At 66.8% G+C, this 16894-nt stretch carries 14 protein-coding genes; 13 read left to right on the plus strand and 1 reads right to left on the minus strand.

Annotated elements, in window-relative coordinates; genetic code table 11:
- The first annotated feature begins 63 nt into the window (after positions 1 to 63).
- The 12 genes from H162_RS0106140 to H162_RS0106195 all read left to right on the plus strand — a co-directional run bounded on the left by H162_RS0106140 (position 64) and on the right by H162_RS0106195 (position 14516).
- Positions 64 to 1110 (plus strand): EpsD family peptidyl-prolyl cis-trans isomerase, encoded by a 1047-nt coding sequence (locus H162_RS0106140; protein WP_020652575.1) that lies wholly within the window; start codon positions 64 to 66, stop codon positions 1108 to 1110.
- A 42-nt stretch (positions 1111 to 1152) separates the two neighbouring features.
- Positions 1153 to 1941: a polysaccharide export protein EpsE gene (gene epsE / locus H162_RS0106145; protein ID WP_026354294.1), complete on the plus strand. Its 789-nt coding sequence runs from the start codon at positions 1153 to 1155 to the stop codon at positions 1939 to 1941.
- 51 nt (positions 1942 to 1992) lie between these two features.
- A complete protein-coding gene (epsF, locus tag H162_RS0106150) occupies positions 1993 to 3402 on the plus strand; it encodes a chain length determinant protein EpsF (protein WP_020652577.1) in 1410 nt (469 codons plus the stop codon).
- Positions 3403 to 3417: 15 nt separating this feature from the next.
- Complete coding sequence (epsG, locus tag H162_RS0106155) at positions 3418 to 4287, plus strand: chain length determinant protein tyrosine kinase EpsG (RefSeq protein ID WP_026354295.1); 870 nt, start codon at positions 3418 to 3420, stop codon at positions 4285 to 4287.
- A 1-nt stretch (position 4288) separates the two neighbouring features.
- Positions 4289 to 5242, plus strand: a complete 954-nt coding sequence (gene xrtB / locus H162_RS0106160; protein WP_020652579.1) for an exosortase B — start codon at positions 4289 to 4291, stop codon at positions 5240 to 5242.
- A complete protein-coding gene (gene epsI, locus H162_RS0106165) occupies positions 5239 to 5979 on the plus strand; it encodes an exosortase-associated protein EpsI, B-type (protein ID WP_020652580.1) in 741 nt (246 codons plus the stop codon). The genes xrtB and epsI overlap by 4 nt, the downstream gene beginning before the upstream one ends.
- Before the next feature lie 15 nt (positions 5980 to 5994).
- On the plus strand, positions 5995 to 7458 hold the full coding sequence (locus H162_RS0106170) for an O-antigen ligase family protein (protein ID WP_020652581.1): 1464 nt from the start codon (positions 5995 to 5997) through the stop codon (positions 7456 to 7458).
- Positions 7458 to 8972, plus strand: coding sequence for an oligosaccharide flippase family protein (locus tag H162_RS0106175; RefSeq protein WP_020652582.1), 1515 nt, complete (start codon positions 7458 to 7460; stop codon positions 8970 to 8972). The genes H162_RS0106170 and H162_RS0106175 overlap by 1 nt, the downstream gene beginning before the upstream one ends.
- Position 8973: 1 nt before the next feature.
- Positions 8974 to 10239 (plus strand): glycosyltransferase family 4 protein, encoded by a 1266-nt coding sequence (locus tag H162_RS0106180; protein WP_020652583.1) that lies wholly within the window; start codon positions 8974 to 8976, stop codon positions 10237 to 10239.
- Positions 10175 to 10957, plus strand: a complete 783-nt coding sequence (locus H162_RS0106185) for a glycosyltransferase family 2 protein (protein ID WP_084676946.1) — start codon at positions 10175 to 10177, stop codon at positions 10955 to 10957. The genes H162_RS0106180 and H162_RS0106185 overlap by 65 nt, the downstream gene beginning before the upstream one ends.
- A 357-nt stretch (positions 10958 to 11314) precedes the next feature.
- Entirely contained in the window at positions 11315 to 13495 is a 2181-nt protein-coding gene (locus tag H162_RS0106190; protein WP_229451955.1) for a heparinase II/III domain-containing protein, read from the plus strand.
- A gap of 160 nt (positions 13496 to 13655) precedes the next feature.
- A complete protein-coding gene (locus H162_RS0106195; protein WP_020652586.1) occupies positions 13656 to 14516 on the plus strand; it encodes a beta-1,6-N-acetylglucosaminyltransferase in 861 nt (286 codons plus the stop codon).
- A 69-nt stretch (positions 14517 to 14585) separates the two neighbouring features.
- Here H162_RS0106195 and H162_RS0106200 read toward each other — a convergent pair whose 3' ends face one another.
- Positions 14586 to 16202 (minus strand): methyl-accepting chemotaxis protein, encoded by a 1617-nt coding sequence (locus H162_RS0106200; protein ID WP_020652587.1) that lies wholly within the window; start codon positions 16200 to 16202, stop codon positions 14586 to 14588.
- 486 nt (positions 16203 to 16688) lie between these two features.
- Here H162_RS0106200 and H162_RS33115 point away from each other — a divergent pair.
- Positions 16689 to 16894: transposase domain-containing protein (locus tag H162_RS33115; protein WP_211223685.1), on the plus strand; the 206-nt coding region annotated here is incomplete at its 3' end.

A 16894-nucleotide genomic window follows, 5' to 3' on the forward strand; every position in this document is an offset into this window, starting at 1 on the left:
ACCGGGGACGGGTCATGAATAACCAGGGGTGGACTTGCCGCCCTTAACGTCGAGGAAACTATCTTGAAAACCTTCCACTTGGCAGCCGAGCAATCGTCTTCCCCATCCACTCCGAAGCGCGCGCTGTGCGCCGCGCTGGTACTGGCCGCCGTCGCCCTGGCGGGCTGCGGCGACAAGCCGAAGGACGCCAAACCCGGCCAGGCGCTCGCCAGCGTCAACGGCGAGGAAATCACGGTGCTGCAGCTGAACGAGGAAATGCAGCGCGCCGGCGTGCCGGCCGCGCAGCAGCAGGTGGCCAGCAAGCAGCTGCTGCAGGCGCTGATCGACCGCCAGCTGCTGGAAAACGAAGCGGCCAAGGAAAAGATCGACCGCGACCCGAAGGTCATGCAGGCCATCGAGCGCGCCCGTTCCCTGATCATCGCCCAGGCCTACATGCAGAAGCGCATCGGCGAGGTGGCGCGCCCGACCCCGGCCGAGGTCGAGGATTACTTCAACAAGAACCCGCAGTTCTTCGCCAACCGCAAGCAGTTCAGCATGAACCAGCTGGTCATCCCGGCCAGCGCCCTGACGCCGGACCTGCGCAAGGCCGTCGACAGCGCCAAGTCGCTCGAGGAAGTCGCGGTGATGCTCGATGCGCGCAAGATCCAGTACGGCCGCGCCCAGGTCACGCGCAGCACCGCCGACCTGAATCCGCAGCTGTCGTCCAAGCTGCTGTCGATGCCGAAAGGCCAGCTGTTCGCGGTCCAGGAAGGCGCGCGCGCGATGCTGATCTCGATCGCCGACGTGCGCGACGCGCCGGTCACCCTGGCGATCGCCGCGCCGCAGATTTCCCAGTACCTGAGCAACCGGAAGAACAAGGAGCTGGCCCAGGCCGAGATCCAGCGCCTGCGCTCGACCGCCAAGATCGACTACCTGAACAAGGACATGGCGCCGAGCGGCAACACGCCGGCGGGCACCCAGACGCCGACCGCCGTGGCCGAGGCGCCGGGCGCCGCCGGCATGCCGGCCGCCGCCGCGCCGGGCACCGGTTCGGTGGCGCCGGCCGAGGCGCCTGCCAACGGCAACACCGACGAGGCCGCGGTCAGCCGCGGCGTCGCCGGCCTGAAATAAGCAAGCCTCACCTGACCGACAACTGATTCTTAAGGAGCAATCATGAAACGATTCGTGAAGTGGATGATGGCCGCCGCCCTCGTGTTGACGGCGGGCCTCGCCGGCGCCGCCGAGGTGCTGCTGGGGCCGGGCGACGTGGTCAAGCTGTCCGTGTACGGCAGCCCCGACCTGTCGATCGAGACCCGCGTGAGCGACAGCGGCAACATCACCTTCCCGCTGCTGGGTCAGGTGGCGGTGGGCGGCCTGCCGGTGGCGGCGGCCGAGAAGAAGATCGGCGACATGCTGGAGAAGGGCGGCTACCTGAAGAAGGCCCAGGTCAACATGCTGGTGACCACCCTGGCCAGCCAGCAGGTGTCGGTGCTGGGCTATGTGAACCGTCCGGGCCGCTACGCGGTCGAGGGGCGCCGCAAGGTGCTCGACCTGCTGGCGCTGGCCGGCGGCATCCATGGCGACGGCGGCGACACCATCCACCTGGTGCGCACCCGTAACGGCAACACCAGCCGCGAATCCATCGACGTGGTCGAGATGGTGCGCAAGGGCGAGCTGAACAAGGATTACGAAGTGGCCGGCGGCGACATCATCTATGTCGAACGCGCCCCGCGCGCCTACGTGACCGGCGAAGTGACCCGTCCGGGGCCGTTCCGCCTCGAACGCGGCATGACCGTGCAGCAGGCGGTCTCGGCTGGCGGCGGCCTCAGCGCCCGCGGCAGCAACAACGGCATGAAGATCACCCGCCGCGATGCCGGCGGCAATCCGGTGACCGTCGACGTCAAGGCCAACGATCCGGTCCAGGTCGACGACGTGATCGTGGTCCGCGAGAGCTGGTTCTAAGGTTCCGGCGCGCCGGTTTCCGTTCACCCCCGTTGTTGAAGAGGTTAGGCCATGAACGTACATCAATTCCTGCTGATCTTGCTTGCTAGGAAGAAGATCATCCTGTCGACCCTGTTGGTCACGGTGCTGCTGGCGCTGGGCTGGAGCCTGGTGCAGCAAAAGACCTATACGGCGACCGCGTCCGTGCTGCTGAACTACAAGGGGGTGGATCCGCTGACCGGCCTGACCATGCCGGGCCAGCTGATGCCCGGCTACATGGCCACCCAGATGGACATCATCGGCAGCAAGAACGTGGCCCTGCGCGTGGTCGATTCGCTGCGCCTGGCCAGCAGCCCGGCGGTCGCCAAGCAGTTCCAGGAGGCGACCGAGGGCCGCGGCACGGTGCGCGACTGGCTCGCCGACCTGCTGCTGAAGAAGCTCGAGATCATGCCGTCGCGCGAATCGAGCGTGGTCGAGATCAGCTTCAAGGGCGCCGATCCGGCGTTCGCGGCGGCGGTGGCCAACGCCTTCGCCGATGAATACCAGAAGATCAGCGTGCAGCTCAAGACCGAGCCGGCCAAGAAGGCCTCGAGCTACTTCAACGAGCAGACCAAGCAGCTGCGCGACAACCTCGAGGCGGCCCAGGCGCGCCTCTCGAAATACCAGCAGGAGAAGGGCATCGTCAGCCTCGACAACAACCGCGTCGACATCGAGCTGTCGCGCCTGAACGACCTGTCGGCCCAGCTGGTGGTGGCCCAGACCGCGGCGATGGAAGGCAGCTCGCGCGAACGCATGGCCGGCGGCGCCGTCAATTCGCCGGACGTGGCCAACAATGCCCTGATCCAGAACCTGCGCGTGCAGATGGCGAGCGCCGAGACCAAGCTGGCCGAAGCCGGCTCGCGCTTCGGCCGCAACCACCCGCAATACCTGTCCGCCAAGGCCGAGGTCGACAAGCTGCGCGCCGAACTCAACGCCGCCGTCGGCACCGTCTCGAAGAGCGTCGGCGCCAACGCCCAGGTGCTGCGCCAGCGCGAGGCCGAGCTGCGCTCGGAACTGGCGGCCCAGAAGGCGCGCGTGCTGGAACTGAACCGCACCCGCGACGAACTGGGCGTGATGCTGAAGGATCTCGACAGCGCCCAGCGCGCCTTCGACTCGGCCAGCCAGCGCTTCTCGCAGACCCGCATCGAAGCCCACTCCGAGCAGTCCGACATCTCGGTGCTGAACCCGGCGGTGGCGCCGACCGAGCCGTCCGGCCCGCGCGTGCTGCTCAATACCCTGGTCTCGATCCTGCTGGGCACCATCCTGGGCGTCGGCCTGGCACTGCTGCTCGAACTGCTGAACCGTCCGGTGCGCTCGCCGAGCGATGTCAAGGACATGCTGGGCATCCCGGTGCTCGGCACCATCGAATGGCGCCCGGCGCGCGCACGCAGCGGCGGACTCCGTTCGCTGATGACGCCGCGCCGCCTGCTGCGACTGAACTAAGGAGTAGACACCATCATGAACTCGTCAGTGCTATCCGCATTGCCCACCGAACAGGGCGCCGATTCGAGCATGGGAGCGCTGTTGCTCGATTCCGGCAAGCTCACGCCTGAAAGCGCCGAACGCGTACTGCGCATGCAGAAGGACCTCGGGATCCGCTTCGGCGAAGCCGCGGTGCGGCTCGGCCTGGTGAGCGAGGAAGATATCCAGCAGGTGCTGGCGCGCCAGTTCGCCTATCCCTACCTGCAGAAGGGGCAGGCCAACCTGTCGCCCAAGCTGGTCGCCGCCTACGAGCCGTTCTCGCCCCAGGTCGAGGCGCTGCGCGCCATCCGCAGCCAGCTGATGCTGCGCTGGTTCGCCCGCGGCCGCCGTGCGCTGGCGATCGCCGGCGTGACGCCGGACGACGGCGCCAGCCTGTTCGCGGCCAACCTGGCGGTGGTGTTCTCGCAGCTGGGCGAGCAGACCCTGCTGGTGGACGCCAACCTGCGCAGCCCGCGCCAGCAGGAGATGTTCGGGATCAAGCCGCGCCAGGGCCTGTCCGACCTGCTGGCCGGACGCGCCGACCTCGACGTGATCGCCAAGGTGCCGGCCTTCGTCGACCTGTCGGTGATGCCGGCCGGGACCCTGCCGCCGAACCCGCAGGAACTGCTGGCGCGCGAGGGCTTCCGCAACCTGAATACCCAGCTCGAGAGCCGCTACGACGTGGTGCTGTACGACTTGCCGCCCTTCCTGGCCGGCGCCGATGCGCTGGCCGTGGCCGGGCGCGCCGGCGGCGTGCTGCTGGTGGCCTGCAAGCACCGCACCCGGGTCGCGAACATCAGCCGCATGGCCGAGCAGATGGCCGAGGCGGGCGCCGAAGTGGTCGGCTCGGTGGTGGTGGAGTTCTGAGATGGCGGCCCAGGTTCAATCCGGCCTGCCGGGACAGCCCGGCGGCATGCGCGACGCACTGCGGGGCGCGCTGTCCGAATGGTGGCCCGTCATCGCCGGCCTGGCGGCGCTGTTCGGCCCCACGTTCTACTTCCTGTTCACCGGCCCCTGGATCGGGGAAGAGCAGGGACACGGCCCGATCATCTTCTTCCTGGCGCTGTGGCTGATCTACCGTAAATGGCCCGAGATGCTGGCCGCCACCCATCCGCCGGTGGCGAGCCGGGCCGGCTGGCCGGTGCTGGCGCTGGGCCTGGCGGTCCACCTGCTGGGCCGCTCGCAGAAGATCCTGATGTTCGAAGTCGGTTCGATCCTGCTGGTGCTGGCGGCGGTGCTGCTGCTCAAGCGCGGCTCGAAAGCCTTGCGCGTGCTGTGGTTCCCGTTCTTCTTCATGCTGTTCATGGTGCCGCTGCCGTCCGAACTCGTGGCCGCGGTGACGATGCCGATGAAGATGGCGGTGTCCTGGGCCACCGAGCACCTGCTGTTCGCGGCCGGCTATCCGATCAGCCGCTCGGGCGTGGTGCTGCAGATCGGCCAGTACCAGCTGCTGGTGGCCGACGCCTGCGCCGGCCTGCAGACCCTGCTGACGCTGGAAGCGCTCGGCCTGTTCTACCTGAACCTGATGCGCCACCCTTCGGCGGTGCGCAACATCGGCCTGGCGATCCTGATCATCCCGATCTCGTTCGCCGCCAACGTGATCCGCGTGATCACCCTGACCCTGATCACCTATTACTACGGCGACGCCGCCGGCCAGGGCTTCCTGCACGGTTTCGCGGGCATGGTGCTGTTCATCACGGCGCTGGTGCTGATCCTGGCGGTCGATTCGGCGCTGCAGTGGTACAGCAAGCGCCGCGCGGGTCCGGGCGGCCGTGGTCCGGGCGGCCAGGGCCCGGGCGGCGCCATGAAGGAGGCGACATGAACCGCCGTTTTGCAATCAGCCTGATCCTGGGCGCCGCGATGGCCGGCACCTCGGCCCTGACCGGGGCCCTGACCCCGAAGGCGCGGGTGCCCCAGGCCCACGAACAGTTCAGCCTGGAGCAGATGATCCCGACCCGCTTCGGCGAGTGGCGGCTCGATCCGGGCGTGGTGCCGCTGACCCCCGATCCGGAGCAGCAGAGCATGCTCGAAAAGATCTACGACCAGACCCTGTCGCGCACCTACATCAACCCGCAGGGCCAGCGCGTGATGCTGTCGATCGCCTATGGCGGCGACCAGAGCAAGTCGCTGCAGCTGCACCTGCCCGAGGTCTGCTACGTGGCCCAGGGCTTCGCCATGCTCAAGGAAAGCGAAGACGCCCTTGCCACCAGCTTCGGCGAGGTGCCGGTCAAGCGCCTGGTGGCGCGCCTGCACGAGCGCAACGAGCCGATCACCTACTGGATCACGATCGGCGACAAGGCCACCAAGAGCGGCATCCAGCAGAAGCTGCGCCGGCTCGCCTACGGCCTGTCGGGCGAGGTCCCGGACGGCATGCTGGTGCGGGTCTCGACCATCCAGGTCGACGAGCGCGCAGCCTACCGCGTCCAGGACCGCTTCGTGACCGACATGCTGGCGGTGCTGGCGCCGCGCGACCGTGCGCGCCTGGTCGGCGCGGGCACGGCGCCAGGCGCGGCGCAAGGGTCGGCCCACAACGCGGCGCCCGGCGCGAAGCAAGGCTGACGGAGCGCCCCGACCATGAACTCGATCCTGCCTTATATCTACTACTCGCTGCCGTGGGCCGCCGTGATCGGCCTGTCGGTGGCGATCGTCGCCGGGGTCGGGGTCGGCATGGTGTGGCCGCGCTTCCTGGTCTATCCCTACCTGTGCGTCTTCTTCTGGGTGAACTCGACCAGCTACGGCAGCCTGGCCGTGTTCGCGTCGCGCAGCATCTACACCCGCGGTTCCGGCCTGCTGTATTTCGCCCTGATCCTGTGGTACGTGCTGGGCGCCTGGCTCTGCGCGCGCGTGTCCGCCTCGTTCCAGCGCTACCCAGCGCCGGCCTGCAACCTGCGGCCCTGGTTCCTGGGCTGGTTCGTGCTGCTGGCCGCGCACGTGGGCGTGGGCCTGGTGTCGGGCGTCGAACTGGCCGAGGCGCTGGCGCCCTCGGGCTTTTCCAACATCATCTGGATGGCGCCGCTGATCTCGCTGATGCTGCTGGCCTTCCGCACCCGCGAGCAGGTCATCGAGCTGACCCACTTCATCCTGCTGGCGGGACTGGCGCGCGCGCTGTTCGGGCTGGGACGCTGGGCGGCCTTCGGCGGCGACCCGAACAACGTGTACGCGAACATGAACGCGATCAAGATCCGGCTCACGTTCTTCGACATCAACGACAGCCTGCTGTGCACCGTCGCGTTCGCGATCGCCGCGGTCCACCTGTTCCAGGTCCACAAGACCGACCGCCCGAAGTTCTGGCGCGGCATCGAGTGGGCGACCCTGGTCTCCACGGCGCTGTGCATCGTGCTGTCCTACCGGCGCTCGGCCTGGATCGGCTTCCTGCTGGCCTTCATGGTGATCATGTTCCGCTTCCCGGCGCGGCGCCGCCTGCAGCTGATGACGGCCGGCCTGCCGCTGGTCGGCGCGGCCCTGGCCTACGTCGGCATGCGCCGCATGGCGCAGACCAAGGGCGCCGGCGAGGGAGGGCTGGGCAGCCTGGTGTACGACATGCAGTCGCGCCGCTTCGGTCCCGAGAGCGAACGGGTGCTCGAACTGAAGCTGGCGCTGGCCGACTTCCTGTCGCATCCCCTGACCGGCATCGGCTCCTGGGGCAGGTATAACGGCTACCAGTACATCTCGTGGCAGAACAACCCGGACGGCGGCCTGTTCCTGCACAGCGGCATCCTGCACATCGCGCTCAAGAGCGGCCTGGTGGGCACGGTGCTGCTGGCCGGCACGATCGGCGCCTTCATCCTGTTTTCCCGGCGCGCGCTGCGCAGCCTGCCGCCCGAACTGCTGGGACTGGGCGCGGCCGGCGTGGCCGGGGCCGCGTTCATGATCCCCGACCTGTTGATCGGCACCCCGTTCCCGCAGGTGCGCACCACCCAGATGCTGGCCTTCAGCCTGGCGCTGCCCTACCTGGCGATGGCGGTGAGCAAGACCGCGCCGGTGGCGCGGCCGCTCGTCAAGCCGGTCGCCCCGCGTCCCCACCTGGTGCCGGCCTGATGAACCTGAACCTGGTCCGCAACGCCGTCTCCAACCTGCTCGGGGCGGTCGTCCCCGCGCTGGTGATGCTGGTCACCGTGCCGCTGGTGGTCAAGGGACTGGGCGAGGCCAACTACGGCGTCTACTCCCTGGTCACCGCGATCGTCGGCTACTTCGCGGTCATGGACATCAACGTCACCGCCGGCTCGGTCAAGTACATCGCCGAGCACAATGCGCGCGGCGAGGACGGGCGCATCGCCGAGACCATGTCCTTCGGCCTGGCCACCTACGCCATCATCGGCCTGCTCGGGGCGATCGGGCTGTTCCTGGGCGCCCGCTGGTTCGTCACCGGGGTGTTCTCGGTGCCGGCCGCCCTGGCGCCCGAGGCGGTGGCCACCCTGAAGCTGGCCGCCCTCGGCTTCCTGCTCGGCCAGATGCAGAACTACCTGAACAGCGTGCCGCAGGCGCTGATGCGCTACGACATCTCGAGCCGCGTCGAAATGGTGTTCGGCACCCTGGTGCCGCTGGCCACGGTCGGCGTCCTGGCGCTCGGCTACGGCCTGTTCGAAGTGATCGCCGTGCGCGTGCTGGCGAGCAGCGTGCACTGCCTGGTCCTGTGGCGCGCGATCCAGCGCCTGCTGCCCGGCCTGCGCTGGCGCTGGCCGGGCGCGCGCCTGCGCGCCGAGGTGCTCGGCTTCTCCGCCTATTCCTTCCTGTCGCGCTTTGCCTCGCTGTCGTACGCCTATGCCGACAAGCTGATCATCGGCGCCCTGGTCGGGGTCACCGCGCTGGCCTATTTCTCGGTCGCCGCGACCCTCGCCAACCGCGTGCTGGGCCTGACCTTCCGCCTGTCCGGGGTGTTCTTCCCGGCCGCCAGCGCGCTGGCCGCCTCGGGCGAGCTGGCGCGCCTGGACCAGGTGTACCTGAAGGCGACCCGCTACGTGGTCTACCTGAACGCCGCGATCCTGGTGCTGGTGGCCGTGTTCGCGCACCGGATCCTGGGCTACTGGATGAACGAGGACTTCGCGCGCAACGGCGCGCTCGTGCTGGCCCTGATGGCCATGGCCCAGTTCATCGATTCGCTGACCAGCCTGCCGTCCCTGGTGAACGACGGCATGGGCCATCCGCGCGTGTCCGGCCTGTTCGCGCTGGGACGCGCCGCCGCCGGCCTGGCCATCGTCTACCTCGGCGTGGCGGGGTGGGGCATCGTCGGCGCCGCCGCGGCGCACCTGGCCGGCGCCATCCTGTTCACCACCGCCTTCCTGGTCTACGTGCATGGCCGCACGGTGCCGACCGCGCTGCCGCGCCTGCTCGCGCACGGCTACGCGCCCGGCCTGGCCGGCGTGGCCCTGGTGGCGATCGCCGCCACCGCGGCCGAGCACATGTTCGACCAGGGCCTGGCCGACTTCATCGGCATCCTGGCGGTGACCGTGATCCTGCTGGGCGTGCACGGCTTCCTGTTCGTGGTCGAGCGCGACGACCGCCTGCTGGCCTGGGCGCGCGTCAAGGCCCGCTGGCAGCCGGCGGGGAGCTAGCATGCGGATCCTGATGGTGTCGGAGGATTTGCCGGGCGAACAGATCGGCGGACTGGGCAAGCATGTGGTCACGCTGGCCAACCGGCTGCTGGCCGAGGGCCACGAGGTCGACATCCTCGGGCGCAACGACCGCGGGACCGAGCGCTGCGCCGGGCAGATCGGCTTCCACGGCGTCTTCCGCCCCGGTTTCGACTACGCGCGCCCCGGCTGGAAGGAATTGCAGCTGGGCGTGTTCAACCCGCTCAAGCGCCCGTATTTCGCGCGCAAGATCGGCGCCGCGATCAACGAACACGCCGCCGGCTACGACGTGGTGCACTACCACGGCCACCTGCCGATGGTCGGCCTGCACGTCGACGAGGGCGTCAACTACGTGCAGACGCGCCACGACCAGGGCAGCGAATGCCTGACCCACCTGCGCTTCCGCGACGGCGCCGTGTGCGACAACCTGGTGCCGGGCGACTGCTCGGCCTGCATCAGCCGCGAGGCCGGCGCGCTGCGCAAGTCGGTCACCGCGATCGCCGTCAACGGCTACCGCAGCCAGACCGCGCGCGCCTTCGCGCGCCACAAGACGGTGTTCGTGTCGGACTTCCTGCGCCGCCAGTTCCTGCGCGCGGTGCCCGATGCCGACCTGTCGCGCTGCCGCGTGATCCACAACTTCGTCGACTACCCGCAGCTGCTGGGCGCCGCGCGCGCCGCGCCCGATCCGGAAGCGGGCCACGTGGTGCTGGTCGGCCGGGTCGACGCCGGCAAGGGCTTCGGCGAATTCCTGGCAGCCGCCAGCGGGCGCCTGCCGCCGCATGCGCGCCTCTCCATCGTCGGCGACGGCCCGCAGCGCGCCGCGCTCGAGGCGCTGCATGGCAATGAGCGCGTGCGCTTCCTCGGCTGGCAGGACTACCGCGCGGCCCTGGCCCTGTCGGCGCGCGCCCACCTGTGCGTGGTGCCCTCGCTGTGCGAGGAAGCCTGCAGCACCACGGTGCTGGAAGCGCTCGCGCTGGGCCGCCAGTGCGTGGCGCTGGCGCGCGGCGGCACGCCCGAACTGGCCCAGTACCAGGCCTACGACGGCCAGCTGCGGCTGGCCGATTCCATGGACGAGCTGGTCGAGCGCGTGTGCGCCCAGCTTGCCGAACCACCGCGCCGCGTGGCGCCGGCGCCCGGTTTCGGGGCCGACGCCGGGCGGCTGCTACCTCGCTTACTGGAGCTGTATGCTGAACACACCAACCTTCTCGATCGTCACCTGCACCTGGAACAGCGCCGCCACGCTGGCTGACACGCTGGATTCGGTCCGCTACCAGACCTGCCAGGAGTTCGAACACATCTTCGTGGATGGCGGCTCGACCGACGGCACGCTCGAGATGATCGCCGCCTATCCCGGCAACAAGCGCGTGCTGCGCGACGTCGGCGGCGGCATCAGCCGCGCCATGAACCAGGGCATCGAAGCCGCCCGCGGCGAGGTCATCGCGCACCTGCATTCGGACGACTACTATGTCGGGCCCGACGTGCTGGCCACGGTGGCGCGCCGCTTCGAGGAGGCGCGCGCGGCCGGCGAGCCGGTCGATTGGGTGTTCGGCAATATCCAGGTGTTGAAGGACGGCCGGCTGGCGCCGCCGAACGCGATGCCGCCGTTCTCCTATGGGTCGTTCGCGGCCGGCCGCGCCTCGATCCCGCACCCGGCCGTATTCATCCGCAAGGCGGCTTTCGACCGGGTCGGCATGTTCGACGAGAAGCTCAAGTACGCGATGGATATCGACCTGTGGCTGCGCCTGGGCGCGGTGGCGCGTCCGGCCATGGTCGACCGGCCGCTCACCGTGTTCCGCGAACATGCGGGCAGCGTGTCCTCGGCCAACAAGATCAAGGCGCGCAGGGAAGAGTTCGCGGTGCGCCGGCGCTACATGCACAAGGCCCCGCTGGCCTTCGGTATTTACTGCCTGCGCTACCTGAAAAGGATGCGCGCGCTGGAGGCCGAAGCGGCCTATGCCACGGCCTGATGGCAAAAATGACAGCTTTGCCAGACTGTCTTTTCAAGGTTGACATGGAAGTTATCAGGCATTTCACGATTGTTAGAAAGCTGAAAATATTATTCGGTAAAAATTGATTTTTTCTCGTGGTATTTCTGTGAAGCAAGCAAAAATACTTGGGTTTCTTCTGGAATTTTTCCTGTGCTCAACAAAGTTTAAGGTAACATTCTTTTCGTTGAGTAAGACGTCTCCCGGCGTCGGAACAGTGATAAGTCAAGCGCCCGATCGCGGCGCCCTCAAGAACACCCAAGTTATTTTTCTCGGAGCTCCACAATGAAATTTCACCGGAAAGGTCTCGTCTGTGCGGCAGCTTTGGCTTCGCTCTTCGTGGGCGCAAGCGCACGCGCGGACTGGGTCCAGGCCACCGACCCCCTGATCGTCCAGCCGAGCCCGGCGATGAACCAGGTCCAGGCGCAGAACCCTCCCGGTTTCACCTGGGCCCGTCATAGCACCGGTCCGGCCACCTACGAACTCGAGATCACCCCGGTCGGCGGCGCGCCGACCAAAGTCGTGGTCGACCGCAACTGGTACCTGCCTACCAAGGCCCTGGCGCTCGGCAACTACACCTGGCGTGTCCGCCCGAGCAATTCGAGCCAGTGGTCGAATCCGCGCACCTTCTCGATCACCAGCAAGTCGAACCTCTTCGAAGTGCCCGACAACGCGACCCTGCGTGCGCGCATCACGAACAAGGCCCGTCCGCGCTCGCTGCCGGCCTCGTTCACCCCCTACACGTCCTGGAGCACCGCCAAGCGCAACGAGCTGGATGCCTACGTCAGCCGCATGACCAACGAGATCAAGCTGCAGATCAATGCGCTGCCGGCCCTGAACGACGCGCGCTGGCCGATCGTGATCACCACGCCGCTGACCGCCGGCATGGCGTCGCAGCAGACCGATATCCGCCAGCGCATCAACGAAGTGACCCGCCAGCTGGAAGCCTCGGCCGTGATGTGGCGCATGAAGCGCGACCCGCTGTTCCTGACCGAAGCGCTGCGCAGGGGCGACCACCTCGCCAGCCTGGACACGAATGGCCCGACCAGCTACGCCAACCAGGACCAGGCGACCCGCCAGATCTCGGTGTCGCTGATCAAGGCGATCGACATCCTGGCCGGCGACCTGGACGCTACCCGCAAGGCGCGCTGGCTGAACACGGTCAAGGTCCGTACCGAGGAAATCTACCGCAACCTGGCGGGCGACAACGGCCGCCTCGACCAGTACCCGTTCGACTCGCACGGCAACACCAGCCTGATCTTCCTGTCGCTGATCTCGACCCTGGCCCTGGGCGACATCCCGGAAGCGCAGAAGTGGTTCGACTTCTCGTTCCGCGCCTACGCCAACGCGCCGTCGCCGTGGAGCGGCCCGGAAGGCGGCTACGCCAACGGCACCGCCTACGCCGAGTACGCGGCCGGCTACCTGGTTGCGCTGTGGGATCCGATGTCGCAGGCGTCGGGCGTGAACTTCTACGCCAAGCCGTGGGCCCTGGGCCTGCTCGACTTCGCGACCCAGTTCACCCCGCCGGGCTCGCGCGTGCACGCCTTCGGCGACGGTTCCGAGACCAAGCCCGACACCCGCGTCTGGCACGCCTTCGGCTCGCGCATGGTGTCGCCGCGCGCGGCCTGGTACGTGTCCAGCCTGGGCGGCACCGAAGATACGCTGAGCCTGCTGCAGGCGCCGTACCCGATGCCGGTCAAGGGCACCTCGGTCAAGTCGCCGCCGTCGAACTCGTTCTACTATCCGAGCGTCGGCTGGGCCGCCTTCCACAGCGAGATCGGCAAGACCAGCCGCACTTCGTTGTACTTCAAGTCCAGCCCGTACGGCTCGTTCAACCACAGCCATGGCGACCAGAACGGCATCCTGCTGTCGGTGGCGGGCCAGCCCCTGCTGGTCAAGGCCGGCTGGTATGACTGGTACGGTTCGCCCTACTGGACCGACTGGTACCACCAGACCCGTTCGCAGAACGCGGTCACCTTCGACGGCGGCAAGGGCCAGATGGTGACCGGCTACCGCGAGCAGCTGCAGCGCAACGGCAAGATCACCGGCTTCTCGGCCCAGCCCAGCTACGATTACGTGGAAGGCGACGCCACCGCGGCCTACGGCGGTCAGCTGACCATGGCCAAGCGCCAGGTCTGGCACCTGCGCAATGCCGGCAATTCGATGCTGGTGCGCGACCGCCTGGCCAGCACCGTGGCCCGCACCTACGAGTGGAACATCCACACCCCGGTCATCATGACCGTGGAAAACGCCCTGAACGTGAAAGTCGCCGCAGGCAGCCAGTCGGTGTGCCTCCGTTCGCTGAACACCGCGGCGACCTTCGCCAAGTGGATCGGCCCGGGCGCCAAGACCAACGTGGTCGAGGACCATGGCGCGTTCTACCTGAAGAACGACGGCAAGTCGACGGCCGAATTCCTGGTGCTGCTCGATGTGGGCTGCAAGCGTCCGGAAGTCAGCGTCAGCACCTCGGGCTCGGTGCGTACCGTGACCGTCGCAGGCCAGTCGATCACGCTCAACTGAGCGCTAGCGCTTACTCGCGCCGTGCTAGACTCGGCGCGCACCGACCAAGTCCCCAGGCGGCTCAGGCTGCATGGGGATTTTTTTTGTCGTTCGCCGGTCTATATATAGGGATGTCTTCTCGGGCGCCAGGTGCCCGCAGGCGAATTTTCTTGGGGATTGGATGAAGCAGGTATTCCTGATCCAGGCACACAAGGACATGAATCAGATCAACGCACTGGTCGAACAGCTGCGCGATCCCGACTTCCTCATCTACGTTCACCTCGACCGCAAGTGCGCGCTCGAACCGGGACGGCTGCATCCGTCCGCGCGCCTCGTGCGCCAGCGCGTCGAGGTGGTCTGGGGCGCGGTCTCGCAGGTCGAAGCGACGCTCGTGTCGCTGCGCGAGATCCTGGACGAGGTGCCGGCGTTCGACAAGGTGATCTTCCTGTCGGCCCAGGATTTTCCACTGCTGCCGAATGCGGTCCTCAAGCGCGAACTGGAGAAGCTGAGGGGACGCGAGCTGCTCGAGACCGCACCGATCGGCTGCAACGGCTGGCCGGTCGCGCATCGCTACCAGTATTTCTACCGCGAGGGCGGCGGCCCGCTCGAGCGCCTGGCCTGCGGCCTGGGCAATCGCAGCATGCGCCTGCTGGGGCGCACGCGGCGCCTGCCGGACGGGCTCAGCGCCCATGGCGGCTCGTGCTGGTGGGCGCTGTCGCGCGACTGCCTGCGCGAAGTGCTGCGCCTGGCCGAGGCCCACCCGGGCCTGCTGCGCTTCTGCCGCACGGTGCAATGTCCTGACGAGATGTTCTTCCAGACCCTGGTCATGCACTCGCGCTTCGCCGACCGCGTCCTGCCCGATAACTTCCGCTACATCCATTGGCCGGAGCGGGGCGGGCGCAACCCCAAGGTGCTCGATGAGAGCGACTTCGAGCGGCTGCGCGCCTCGCGCGCGCACTTCTGCCGCAAGCTGGACAGCCGGGCGAGCGCCGGCCTGCTGCCGCTGCTGTTGCAATGGATGAACAGCCGTTACCGGGCGTAGGCGTGCTCCGGGCCATGGCCTGGCGCGCCCGGCAACGCTGTCGATTCAAGCCGAGGCTGTCACCCTCGGTTATGCCGCGATGAACCTGGTCCCGGCGCGCTGTCGGACAGCGGGTCGATCACGCTGGCTCAAGGCAGCCTGATGGACGGTGAAGGTGCTCACCAGTTGCGCGAGCGACGCAGCCTGGTCCTGCAGCGATGCGGCTGCCGCGGCGGCTTCCTCGACCAGGGCCGCATTCTGCTGGGTGACGCCGTCCATCTGGGTGATCGCCGCATTCACCTGCTCGATGCCCAGCGTTTGCTCCGCGCTGGCGGAGGCGATCTCGGACATGATATCGGTCACCCGGGTAATGCCCTGGACGATTTCCTGCATCGTCGACCCGGCCTCGTTCACCAGGCGGCCGCCAGCGTCGACTTTCGCCACCGAGTCGGTGATCAGGGCTCGGATCTCCTTGGCGGCCCCGGCCGATCGCTGCGCCAGGTTCCGCACTTCCGAGGCGACGACGGCGAAGCCCCTGCCTTGCTCGCCGGCGCGGGCGGCTTCGACGGCGGCGTTCAAGGCGAGGATATTGGTCTGGAATGCAATGCTGTCGATGACGCCGATGATGTCGCCGATCTGCTTCGACGACGCATTGATCGATTCCATCGTCGACACGACCTGGGCGACGACTTCGCCGCCGCGCGCCGCAATGCCGGACGCCGTCAGCGCGAGCACGTTGGCCTGGCGGGCGTTATCGGCATTCTGGCGCACCGTGCTGGTCAATTCTTCCATCGATGAGGCGGTCTCTTCCAGCGAGCCGGCCTGTTGCTCGGTTCGGGCAGACAGGTCCAGGTTGCCCGATGAGATCTGCTGGGAGGCGCTGACGATCGCTTCGGTACCGCTGCGCACTTCGGTCACCGTCTTGAGCAGGCTCCCGTTCATGACTTTCAGTGCGGCGAGAAGATCGCCGACTTCATCACGGGAAGTCACCTGGATATCGGCAGTGAGATCACCCGAAGCGACCTGCCGGGCAAACCCGACCGCGCCGGCCAGCGGACGCGTAATGCTCCTGGTCAGGAAAAAGCCGAAGAGGGCGCCACAAGCAAGCGCGGCAATTCCCATGGCGACCAGCAGGCGTTTGGCGCTGCCGTGCAGCTCGTCGATCTGCCTGGTGGCGGCATCGAACAGGGATTCCTGGAAGGCGACCACGTTCTCGACCGATTTCACGTAATCGTTCATTGCGGGCAGGAGCGTACTGTCGACATAGGCCTTGAGTTCCTGGTCGGCTGCCCCGAGCGCGGCCTTGCGCCGGTACGTTTCGGTACGAATCGCGCTGTAGCGCTTGCGCTGTTCGCCTACCAAACGAAGAAGTTCTTTCCCTTTCTCGCTTTCAACCAGGGATTCCAGTTCCTTCTGGATCGTATTGACCTTGTCACTGACGGCTTTCATGTCGCTGTCGTAGCGTTTTTCATCTTCCGCATCGGTGCTCTTCACCTTGGCCAGGGTGCGCACGCTGTTGGTCGCAATACCCTGGAGCCAGGCATCGGCAAGCTTTGCCTTGTGGCTCGTCGCCGCCATCGTGTTTTTCGCTTCCGCGATCCGGTTCAACTGCCATAAGGCGCTGCACAGCATGATCGTCATCAGGGCCAGGATTGCGGCGAATGCGCAGCCAAGGCGGGTACCAATACGCAAGTTGTTGAACACCATTTTCTAAATCCAAGAGGTTTTTAACTGGAAGCCATTGGTATTACGGCTGCCGCCAAGCCAATGCCAATACCCCTATCCATGTTAGGGTTTAGAAAATATACTCTAGAGCTATTGCTTGGTCGCAATGAGTGTAGGAAAAGTGGCGGTCAGTTGTCATCAAGGCTAGAAAAAGCGGTATAAATACAACGGTTCAGTATCAGTTCTGCATCAAAGTTGGCAGGAATGAAAGCTCCGGCTCATACCCGTTCAGCCTGATCCGAGCCATGCACGCGAGTGCCGACCTGAAGGCAGGCACCAAGCGGCCTGTCCGGCGATGGAGCGGCGTGGACAATGCTGAGTGACCTCAGCCGATTGCGGACAGACAAGGTAAATCTAAAAATAATCAGAGAAAACTTTTAGGGTCAGAGTCTAATGCGGTTAAGTTAAGCCACCTTTGATCATTTGGCTGTTGTAAACGTGTAGCGGCTCTGTTAACCTGCGGTTCCGATGCTAGCCGATACCCTCCCACTTGTAACCGCAGATCTTCCCGCTCCTGATTGGCAACGGCTGGGTGAGCATCTGCCAGTTGAGTGGATCGAGCAGGCGCTCAGCCATACAGGTAAGGCGAGCATTCGACGAAGACGTTTGCCAGCACAGCAGGTAGTGTGGCTGGTCATTGCGTTGGCCTTGTACCGTCATCGTTCGGTACGGCA

Origin of the sequence: Massilia niastensis DSM 21313, assembly GCF_000382345.1 — a bacterium.
Taxonomy (GTDB): domain Bacteria; phylum Pseudomonadota; class Gammaproteobacteria; order Burkholderiales; family Burkholderiaceae_D; genus Telluria; species Telluria niastensis.

What these genes read in the sequence shown, in the direction of transcription:
- H162_RS0106200 (WP_020652587.1), bottom strand. Translation starts at nt 16,202, where the DNA reads ATGGTGTTCAACAACTTGCGTATTGGTACCCGCCTTGGCTGCGCATTC.
- H162_RS0106195 (WP_020652586.1), top strand. Translation starts at nt 13,656, where the DNA reads ATGAAGCAGGTATTCCTGATCCAGGCACACAAGGACATGAATCAGATC.
- xrtB (WP_020652579.1), top strand. Translation starts at nt 4,289, where the DNA reads ATGGCGGCCCAGGTTCAATCCGGCCTGCCGGGACAGCCCGGCGGCATG.
- H162_RS0106185 (WP_084676946.1), top strand. Translation starts at nt 10,175, where the DNA reads ATGCTGAACACACCAACCTTCTCGATCGTCACCTGCACCTGGAACAGC.
- H162_RS0106180 (WP_020652583.1), top strand. Translation starts at nt 8,974, where the DNA reads ATGCGGATCCTGATGGTGTCGGAGGATTTGCCGGGCGAACAGATCGGC.
- H162_RS0106175 (WP_020652582.1), top strand. Translation starts at nt 7,458, where the DNA reads ATGAACCTGAACCTGGTCCGCAACGCCGTCTCCAACCTGCTCGGGGCG.
- epsF (WP_020652577.1), top strand. Translation starts at nt 1,993, where the DNA reads ATGAACGTACATCAATTCCTGCTGATCTTGCTTGCTAGGAAGAAGATC.
- epsG (WP_026354295.1), top strand. Translation starts at nt 3,418, where the DNA reads ATGAACTCGTCAGTGCTATCCGCATTGCCCACCGAACAGGGCGCCGAT.
- H162_RS0106170 (WP_020652581.1), top strand. Translation starts at nt 5,995, where the DNA reads ATGAACTCGATCCTGCCTTATATCTACTACTCGCTGCCGTGGGCCGCC.
- epsI (WP_020652580.1), top strand. Translation starts at nt 5,239, where the DNA reads ATGAACCGCCGTTTTGCAATCAGCCTGATCCTGGGCGCCGCGATGGCC.
- epsE (WP_026354294.1), top strand. Translation starts at nt 1,153, where the DNA reads ATGAAACGATTCGTGAAGTGGATGATGGCCGCCGCCCTCGTGTTGACG.